8 protein-coding genes are annotated in these 10227 nt (G+C 46.2%); all 8 read right to left on the bottom strand.

Going from position 1 to position 10227, the window contains the following annotated elements; all coding sequences use genetic code 11:
- Positions 1-175 precede the first annotated feature (175 nt).
- Complete coding sequence (locus tag AB5170_RS15765) at positions 176-2071, bottom strand: thiamine pyrophosphate-binding protein (RefSeq protein ID WP_368361427.1); 1896 nt, start codon at positions 2069-2071, stop codon at positions 176-178.
- Positions 2068-3225: a LicD family protein gene (locus tag AB5170_RS15760; protein WP_237963801.1), complete on the bottom strand. Its 1158-nt coding sequence runs from the start codon at positions 3223-3225 to the stop codon at positions 2068-2070. The genes AB5170_RS15765 and AB5170_RS15760 overlap by 4 nt, the downstream gene beginning before the upstream one ends.
- A gap of 84 nt (positions 3226-3309) precedes the next feature.
- Entirely contained in the window at positions 3310-5589 is a 2280-nt protein-coding gene (locus AB5170_RS15755; protein ID WP_368361428.1) for a LicD family protein, read from the bottom strand.
- 3 nt (positions 5590-5592) lie between these two features.
- Entirely contained in the window at positions 5593-6924 is a 1332-nt protein-coding gene (locus AB5170_RS15750; protein ID WP_368361429.1) for an adenylyltransferase/cytidyltransferase family protein, read from the bottom strand.
- Positions 6925-7208: 284 nt separating this feature from the next.
- Positions 7209-8378 (bottom strand): acyltransferase family protein, encoded by a 1170-nt coding sequence (locus AB5170_RS15745; protein ID WP_368361430.1) that lies wholly within the window; start codon positions 8376-8378, stop codon positions 7209-7211.
- A 162-nt stretch (positions 8379-8540) separates the two neighbouring features.
- The gene (gene sdaAA, locus AB5170_RS15740) at positions 8541-9428 is read right to left on the bottom strand and encodes an L-serine ammonia-lyase, iron-sulfur-dependent, subunit alpha (protein ID WP_368361431.1); all 888 of its coding nucleotides are present in this window, start codon (positions 9426-9428) and stop codon (positions 8541-8543) included.
- The gene (locus AB5170_RS15735; RefSeq protein ID WP_368365100.1) at positions 9419-9490 is read right to left on the bottom strand and encodes a hypothetical protein; all 72 of its coding nucleotides are present in this window, start codon (positions 9488-9490) and stop codon (positions 9419-9421) included. The genes sdaAA and AB5170_RS15735 overlap by 10 nt, the downstream gene beginning before the upstream one ends.
- A 17-nt stretch (positions 9491-9507) precedes the next feature.
- Complete coding sequence (gene sdaAB, locus AB5170_RS15730) at positions 9508-10167, bottom strand: L-serine ammonia-lyase, iron-sulfur-dependent subunit beta (protein WP_368361432.1); 660 nt, start codon at positions 10165-10167, stop codon at positions 9508-9510.
- Between the last annotated feature and the right edge of the window lie 60 nt (positions 10168-10227).

The raw sequence follows: 10227 nt of genomic DNA, 5'->3' as shown, positions 1-10227 counted from the left end.
TAGTTCGCTGGAGCGTTGCGCCGGCGAGTGAGTAATACACATTGTCCAAATGCGTCCCTCCTAAAGAACTTTTCAACACACTAAATAGCAATTGCGTTATTCTCTATGATAACAAGAACCAGGTCATACTTTCAATGTGTTATTGAAAATAGCCCGGTTCTTATAAATTTATTTTTTATAAATCCATCAGTCTGTCGTAGACGTCCTTCGGGATATATGGCTGCTGGTTGTGGATGGGTTCGCCCAGACAGGTCTTGGGATAAGCGAAGGTGCCGGGCTCCAGGCGAATTTCAAGGAGTTTCGGCGCTTCGGTGCCATGTAAAAAGTCTGCCGCTTTTTCAGCAACCTCATTAGCATCCATACAGGCACTGCTGATTCCATAAGCTTTGGCTACCTCTGCGAAGTTGCAGGACGAGAAGCCGCTGCCTTCTGAGGTATCAGCATAGACCTGCTCAAAGTAGTCGCGCTGGAGGTGGCGGATCATTCCCAGGGCGTGGTTGTTCATTACCATCATGGTAATAGGAAGATTCTCACGCTTGACCCACTCCAGTTCCTGAATGTTCATCTGGAATGCGCCGTCACCGCAAATGCAGGCTACTGGCTTTCCGGTGGCGTAATAAGCTCCGATTGCTGCTGGAAGAGCATATCCCATTGCTCCGTGTCCGCCGGAGAAAAGAAGCTTCTGGTCTTTCTGGTTATGGAAGGACTGGTAGCTCCATACCATATGCTGTCCTACGTCAACTGCTACTGCGGAAGTGTCTGCAAGAGCGTCGCTTAAAGCTGCGATCATACGGTTCGGATAACGTTCCGGGGTGGAATCATCTACTGCGCGCAAAGATTTCTTTATATCGGCGCACACAGCCAGCCATTCACTGAAATCATAAACCATCGAACCATCAGATTCTGCACTCCCTGCACTTTCCGCATTTTCTGCCATTGCCCGAATCACCTCTGCAGCATCTGCACAGAATTTCATTTCATCAATTCCATTTTCGTGAATATTTCGCTGCAAATTATAGTTATCAATATCTACTCGGATGATTTTCGCATTTTTCGCGAACTCATGAACTTTCGTACCAATCTGACGGGTGCAAAGGGAAATGCCAAGACAAATCAGCAAGTCACTTTTCGCATTGGCGATCATATTGGCATAGCGATGTCCGTAAGCGCCTCCGATGCATCCAAAATTCAGCGGATCGTCCCACGGTAGTGCTGACATTTCCAACACGCTTGTGATCACTGGTATTTTCCACTGGCGTGCCAGAGTAAATAACTGGTCGCGAACTGCTTTGTCGCTGACTCCATGTCCTAACATGATTACTGGACGCTGTGCTTTATCCAGAGCTTCACGGATTGCATCTGCTGCAGAAACAGCACAAGCTGATATTTCACAGTCTACCGTTTTTGCAGACTCTAACACTCCACTGTCGTCCGGCTTCATTACCATGTCCACGTCTGCTGCTCCGCAGCTGTTTGCAGTTGCTTCCATGTTGCTCTCGCAAGCTGCACCAAATCCCATCTCATCCAGACTTATGTCATAAACCGGATTTTTTACATCCCCCCGCTGAATATTCATAGGAAGATCAATCAATACCGGTCCTTTCCGGCCAGAGTTAGCAATGTGATAAGCTTTATTCAGTTCTTTTACAATATCCTCGTCCTCCCGGATCTGTACTGCATACTTAGTCACAGGCTTCGCCATGGCAACAATATCAATCTCCTGAAAGCCTTGCTGCCGAAGCCCCGGGATGCCGGAATACTCATAGGTATTCAGCTGACCAGTAAGAAAAACAACCGGAAGAGAATCAAAATAAGCGTCTGCGATTCCTGAAATCAGATTCGCAGCACCCGGACCGCTGGTCGCATAAGCACATGCACACCGTTCCCCCGCCTGGGCATACCCACATGCCGCAAAAGCCGCTCCCTGCTCATGATAGCTGGAATGGCTTCTGGTATGAGGATTTTTCTCTATAGAATCAACCAGATGAGCGATCATGGTTCCCTGGTATCCAAAGAAATCATGAATCCCTTTTCTCTGTAAAAACTCAACAATATAATCCGTTACTTTCATTTCCAGAATTTCTCCACCTTTTTCTTCAGATTTGTCCTTCCTGCTACTCTCAGCATATCCAGATAAATATGCTGAAGCTCCTCATCCGGAATAAACACTTCGTCATTCTTAAGGCTCTTCACCATAGCCTTTGTATATGGGACAAAAACTTTTTCCAAAGCCGGATAATCTTTATTTTTATAAAGATTTATAATATACTCTTTGTTATCCAGATAATATTTCTCCAGTTCAATCTTGGATGCACAGAATTTCACATAATTCCAGCTCCAGTTCAGATATTCCTTTTTCTGGTTGGCATGTCCCTGCTTCCGTCGGGCACGGCTGCGCTTCCGGATCAGACTCTTCTGACTTCCCACTTCCTGAAAATAATCCTCGAATCGGATCCTGGCACTGACCATTTCCGACAGCTTCACTGTATAATTATCCAGAACCTTCTCCTGGTAGTCTTCCCCATAATATTTCTGAAGATACGTATAAGTATCTCCTGGCACCGGAAACTTCCTGCCATCGATCACCACAGTTTCTGTCTCATCAAAAATTTCCCTTGGAAAATACACTGCCTTTTTCTTCAGGCGAACTACATATTCCTGGGTATCCTCCACATTCATCCTTTTACAGAGCATGCGGTAAAGGCTTTTTCCCAGACGGGCACGTCCTGTGACCAGGCGAAGCCTCATGACAAAACGGCAGATTGCCTTTTTCCTGCCTTTTCGGTCTCCATAATAATCAGCCAGCTCATTCCATCCCACTTCCTGGGCTCTTGTCCACAAATGAGCGAGTCTGGAACGCTGTTTTCCACGCAAGGGCAGAATATCCACTCCCATACCCGGATATTTGTAGTTCCTGCCTTCATTCAGACGGAAGCACAACGTATCCAGATCTGTATAGCGAAGGAAAAATCCATAAAAACGCTTATTGTTATTCATGGATTCCACAATTCTGCCATCCGGAGTCTCCTTCTCCACAGCCAGACGAAAGCGCTCCATATCCGCAGTCCGCATATAGACCACGCCTGCATGAGGGCTGGTGATCTCTTGCCCGGTAACACAGCATAAAGTAAGCTGTGGTCCCAGATAATAAGGAATTCCTTCTCTTTTACATATTTTATCTATTTCGGCCAGAAGCTTTACAACTTCTTTTATTTCTCTGTTCAAGCTATGTCTGCTCCCATCTGTCTGTTCATAGTGATCGCACTGTTACCAGCACCTGTTTGAAAAAGGCTTTCTGCGAGATGTGTGTCACAAGCACTCTTTCACAAGCTGCTGTATCTCTTCTATACTTCCATACTTTCCAAGCCACTGATTCAAAAACTCAGAAGCATCTCCGGCTTTTGCATATACAGCTGCTCTCTTGCTTCCTTCATACATATCTGTGAGAAATATCCGGGAAAGCTCTGTTCGCACAAAGCCGCTTCCATTCTGCCGCAGTGCCTCCAGATAGTTCTGGAACGCAGCCTCCGTCTGTCCCTGTTTTCTTCTCACATCTCCAATTACCTTGTACACCTGGGCTCGTTTTTCCTTGCGGATCTGTCCGTCCTTGGCACGTTCTGCCAGCCATTCCAGATCATCCGCCTCACTGGTGTAAACCAGATCTGTGCGAACCCTTGCCAGCTCACCTGGATAGCCCAGGCGCTCCCATGCCTTTGTCAGTGCACGCTTATAAATCTGGATGTCATTGTTCTCACCTGGGCTCTCTGCACGCTCTGCATCAATGCGCTTCAGGATTTCCCCGATCAGTTCCTCCACCTCAGAACGCTTTTTCGCAACACTTGCACGGGTCAGATAATAATATTCCCGTACAGAAGGATTCTCAGGCAAAAGTCTGTACCACAAAGCCATAAGCTTCATCGCCCCATCCTTCTGTCCAACATCCAGAAGCTGCTGACAAGTCTTCACCGTCTCCCTGCCATAAGGATTCAAAAACTTATCCAACTCCAGTTGGGTAATTCCATTATTTGTTTTCTCACGGGCATCTGCAAAAACTTCCAGAGCATCCGCACATTTGCCCTTCATCCAGAGCAGTTCTCCCTGGTACTTCAGGAAATACCCGTCCTCCGGGAAAAGCCGCAGTGCCTCATCAATATAAAGCTCCGCTTCCACCATATCAATTCCATTGCGGGCGCGTTCCATAAGAAAACGGCTCTTAAATTTCACAAATCCCGGCACTTCCGGATACCGTTCCATCAGCGGCACCATTGTATCCTCCGCTTCCTGATAACGCTTAAATTCATAATCGCAGACTGCTCTTCGAAACAGTTCAATATCAGATTTCAACTGGGCCAGTTCAGAAGGGAATGTACCGGTCTGCTCTTTCACCACCAGCATTCTCCATGCTTTCCCGATCCGTTCTGTATAAACCAACGTCAGCATTGCCGCATAAAAGGTCACATCGCTGACTTCCAGCAAAACAGGATGATAAAAAGCATAGATTCCTCCAAAATCCTCCCTGCCGATAAACGCAGAGCTCAGCTGGACCTGGTAATATTTTGTAAAGATTTCATTTAATTGGGAAAAGTCACGCTTTTCTACCAATTCCTTCAGGCTGTGTCTGCTTTCTGAAATGCGCGCCTCCAGATCCATCACCGTACTTTTTGCCAGCAGAAGATTGCGCTTATACTGAAGGCGGTGGTTCCGCTTCGCACCTGCAAGAGAATAGATCTTGCGCCAGATGGAATCTCTGCGAAGCCTGCCCTTGCGGATTCCCGGCAGATAATCATCCCGAAGCTCTTTATAGGTAATTCCCTCTACCGTAACCGCATCGTGGGATTCTCTTTCCCCATGGGGCGGAATATAGGACCATTCATCTCCGTAATGCCAGATCAGATAGTCACTCATTCTGTGCGGCACCATTACCTCTGTGTTCTCAAAGTTCATATATTTCACAGGAAACATCATGTCCTTATCAAAAAGGAACGGACAGCCGCCCCAGCGCATTGCATAGCGCGGACAATCCTCTTCCTTATAGGAATACATGATCTTCTCCAGTTTCTTCAATGTGCGGTCTTTTCCCAGAAATGTATAGGAAAAAAGCCAGCGCAGATAGGCTGTCACTGGAATTTCCCAGCGGGCACCATATACAACTACCATATTTACCAGCTCAGAGTAGATCATCATATGAGTTCTGTATTTCTCATATTCCTTATCATCTGCGGGAATGGGATCCAGGGTGAGCACGTCGATGATCTCACCGGCACTGTCCCTGCCGATAATCTGATGCTTGTGAAGGGCGCAGCTGTCCGTAGCAACATACCTTGGAAAAGTATTGGTATAGCTGCGGTCTACGTCCACACACTGAAGGGCGCGGTGCTCCGGAAGCACGGAGCCGGAAATTTCCACCAGTTTGTTCCAGTCATCTCTGGGCATATAGATGTCCACATCATCATCCCAGGGAATAAATCCCTCGTTTCGCACAACACCGATGGCCGTTCCTCCCGCCATTACATATCTCAGATTATTCTTTTTACAGATCTCATCCAGCTCACGAAAAAGCTGCAGCAGATGTTCCTGTTTCTCTGTCATTGGTTATCCTCTCTGGTTTATGATTTCCAGAATGTCTGCCAGAGTCTCTGATTCCTCATTAAAAAGTCTGGTACATTCCGTTCTCTCATCACTGATCATAATAAGCAGCTCCTGCAAAAGGTAACGAAGACCATTGCCTTCGAAGTTAAAGCAGTACCGCTTCAGTCCCTTGCTGTCATCTATCTTTGCCTCAAAATATCCTGTGTTCCACCAGTCTCCCGGGATGGTCACACGGCCTTTCGTACCGATCACAACAAACTCATCCTCCACATCTACTGTGTTGCCAATCTCGATTGTGGCAAGAGCATCCTGATATTTCATGGTGATCATGTCGTAAATGCAGTTTCCAGATCTGTCCTTCACCACATTGGAATTCACTTCCTGGTAATTTCTGCCCAGTATCTTGATAATAGCACACAAAGGCAGAACTGCAGTTTCGGAAAAACTTCTTCCTCCTTCGAAATGGTCCTGGGAAATAGAGCATTTCACACACACAATATCGCCCACCAAGGCGCTGTGTGTCTGCCAGACAAGCTGGTTAAAGGCTCGCAGATACACCAGATTTATTTTCTCCACAAGGAGTACATGATGAGCTGCTGCAAGTGCAAACAGGTCCTTCAGCTTCTCCTTATTATTCGTCATAGGAGCGTCACTTATCACATATTTTCCAAGCTCCAGGGATCTGCGGATGTATTTCTCCCTCTTAGGCTGCTCGGTCTTGATATAAACTATGTCTACCTGGGACAAAAAGCAGTCAAATCCCTGCTGCCATTCCCCATTATCTGCCTCCACACTGTAGTAGGAATCCAATTCATATTTGTCACAAAACGACTCCGCTGCCTCTGCATTCTCAGAAAAAACGCACTCTACATGAAGACCGCTGACATATTTTGTCTCCCACACAATACCATTGTCCTGATCATTATCTGTAACTACACCCACGGTGTAAGTGGTTCCCTCACCGCGCAGCTTGGTGCTGGAAATATTCTTGGTACGCTCCAGGTACACCACATCACAGTAATTCTTAAGGTAGTCAAATTTGCCACGCCAGTCAGAACCAAGCACCAGAAGATCTACCTTATACTTGATGATATCGCTGAGCTTCTGTCCCTGGTACTCCTCGATGATGATCTCATCTGCAAAGCCGGTACGGCGTACGTTCTCAATCCTTTTCAGAAGACTGTCCCGCACGTTCAGCTTGCCACGCTCAATATCGTAGCTCTCGCTGGTCACGCCCACGATCAGATAATCGCCCAATGCTTTCGCTCTTTTTAAAATATTATAATGTCCCTCGTGGAACAGGTCAAAAGTTCCGTAAGTGATTACTTTCTTCATCGTATTTCCCCTTAAAACCCTGCTGTCAGCTTCACCCTGCAGTAAAATACTCCCTTTCATTCCCCCCGTTACTGTTCATAGCCTGAGCAGCAACAAATCCGAACCAGCTGCCGTCCGGGACTAATAAATATATTTAGTATAACACAGTTTGCATAGTAAGTCATTATGAAAGAATATCTGCTTTACAAAAAATATTCCCGGGTTTAACAAAAATATAACTCTTTTTTTACTGTGAAACTACTGAACTACTGTCTCTTTCTTAATAAGAAAAGAAAGACAATCCGTCAGGACTGCCCTTCTTCATGATCTTCTTTCTCTTCTGCATCAAAGGAGGTATCCCATGTGGCAGCCAGCTCTTCGATAGCCATTCTTCGCTGAGCCAGTACTGCAAACCGGTCTTCCTCTTCACTATCATATTCGTCTTCCAGACCTTCATCCTCAACCTTCTTCTCACGTTTGAAAAGAATGAAGGTGATCAGTCCCATAACATTGGTATAGACCCAGTCCACCGGAAGACTTCCAAGTATCAGTACAAACAGAACTGACACTCCAAATAACGCCCATATATTCATCAGCTGCGGAATATTCAGGATCATAAGTCCGTTCATCAGAATCATGATGGGATAATGGAAAAAGTAAATTCCCATTGTGTTTCTTCCCAGGAAAATAAATGGATGGCGTTTATCTGGCATCAGCACCAGCAATGCAAAAATAACCGTAAAGGAAATCAGATACATCATTCCTCTGACTACCATTCCCTGCACATTGTCCATTCCACTTGCAAGATAGGAATGATTGCCTCGGAAAAGATCTACCGGAATATTATTTCCGATCATATAATTGGTCGCCACAAACAGCAGAATGATCACGAAAAGTGCAACCACGATCTTGCCTTTAAATTTGCGGATCACCTTGGTGTATTCACTCTTCCATAAATATCCTGCCACAAAAAACGGGAAAAATACCACAATTCTTGAAGCTGATAAAAATGTACTGAATTCCATTCTGGTTCCTGCCCACAGCGCAAAAATAATGCTGAGAGGTACAATAAACCTTATTTTTCCAAATGCTTCTATGGTCAGACGGTATGCAAACAACGCAAGCACATACCACATAACGGTTCCGGAAGGACGGAGCAGTTCATAATCCATTTTATTTCCCAGCCAGATCTGCGTTGCCCAGGTAAGTGTATAGCCCAGAATATATGGAATCAATAAATTCTTAACATTCTTCATCACATCCTGAGGCTTCTTGGACAGATAACCGGAAATAAATATAAACGCCGGCATATGAAATATGGTAATTCCATACCACACAAAACGCACAACCTGATCTGCTTTAACCAGCTGGAATGCAATGATATGATTAAAAACCACCAGAAAAATCAAAAATATTTTTATATTATCCACAAGGTAGGAATATGGGATTTCCTGTTCCTTCGTATTCTTGCTCATTTTAGCCACCTTTATACTTTGACATAATTATTTTCAGACATGTCAGTTTTATGAATAAAGGATAACATATTTTTGTGGTTTTTGGAATAACTTTTTAATATTTTAACGTGTTTTGAAATATTTTCCTGTGGTTTTGTGTTACTGATGAACCGCAATAATGTATTATTTCATTTCTCCAAAAACCTGCTGGTGCAGTTTGCGCCCTGTAGGTGTTGCCGCCAGGCCACCCTCTGCTGTTTCTTTAAGGGCAGTGGGCATCACATCTCCTACCTTTTTCATAGTCCAGATCACCTCGTCAGCCGGAATTGCACTTCGGATTCCGGCCAGAGCCAGTTCTGCTGCCACAAATGCCCCAGCTACGCCTGATGCATTTCTCTTAATGCATGGAATTTCAACCAGCCCTGCAACAGGGTCACATACAAGACCCAGAATATTTTTTAGGGCAGTGGCTACTGCCGACTGGATCATATCAGATGTGCCGCCGGCAAGTTCCACAATTGCCGCCGCTGCCATGGCAGATGCAGAACCGCACTCAGCCTGACAACCTCCCTGCGCTCCTGCAAGTGACGCATTATTGGCAATTACCATTCCCACTGCAGATGCTGTGAAAAGGGACATGACGCATTCCTCTTCTGTAAGCTGGTACTGCTCCTGCATGGTGAGTACAGCTGCCGGTACAATGCCGCAGCTTCCTGCTGTAGGTGCTGCTACGATTCTACCCATGGAAGCGTTCAGTTCTGATACTGCAAGGGCACGATAAAGGGCTCCTCCAAGAAGGGGGCCTGTAAGATTTTTCCCTTGCTCTACAGCAGTGCGCATGCGATAGGCATCTCCACCAGTGAGGCCGCTTGTGCTTTTCAGATCCGGGGCGCTGCCAGGCTGGATACAGGATGCCATAACCCGATAGTTCTCCCTCATTTTTTCATATATTTCCTGCTTCGGCAGTTCCATCTGCTCCGCCTGCTGCTCCAGAACCAGCGCGGACAGACGACAGTTGTTCTCCTTCGCTGCCTCCAGCAGGGATTCCATTGAGTGGTAGTTTAAATCCACAGTGAATTCTCCTTTATTGTATTTTTTGTGGGGTGAAATCTCCCGCAAAGTGGGGCGTGCAGATTGCGGAAATGATTTTTTAAACACGCTCTAACATCGTACTGGAATATATATTCTCCAGCCGGTTAATCTTCTCATTGAGTTCCGGAACAAAGTGGCTGTCGCTCTCGATAGTCATTACCGCCAGACCACCCTTGGTCTCGCGCGCCAAGTGAAAATTGCAGATATTCACCCCATACTCTGCCATCAGCTCTGTAACCGCAGCAATCGTCCCTGGTGCATCCTTGTGAAGCACGATCAAAGCAGGATTCTGCCCGGTAAGGGCAACCTCCATTCCATTCACTCGGGTGATCAGGATATTCCCCCCGCCAATACTGCTGCCCCGAAGAGACACCTTTTCCCCGTCTGCTGCAGTCAAAGTGATCTCCGCAGTATTCGGGTGCGTATCCTCCAGTTCACCAGTCTCGATCTGGATTTCCAGCCCCTCCTTTTTCGCCACATCAAGGGAAAAACGGATACGCTCATCATCTGTCTGCATTCCCAGTATTCCCGCTACAAGAGCCTTATCCGTGCCGTGTCCCTTATAGGTTTTCGCAAAAGAACCATGCAAAAATATGTGCGCTTTCACCGGAGTTTTTCCAAGAAGAGCCCTTGTCATCAGACCGATCCGGGCTGCTCCCGCAGTATGTGAGCTGGACGGTCCGATCATAACCGGCCCCAGAATGTCAAATACATTCATACTTATTTTCCTCTTCCTTTTATTCATCCGCTGCCTTTTTTCGTTTCCGGCAGCCTGCAG

Source organism: Ruminococcus sp. RTP21484sp1_RTP21281st1_A8_RTP21281_210402 (genome assembly GCF_040914025.1).
Classification (GTDB): Bacteria; Bacillota; Clostridia; order Lachnospirales; family Lachnospiraceae; genus Blautia_A; species Blautia_A faecis.
The sequence above is the reverse complement of the archived record's forward strand: the minus strand, read 5'-3'. Positions and strand labels throughout refer to the sequence as shown.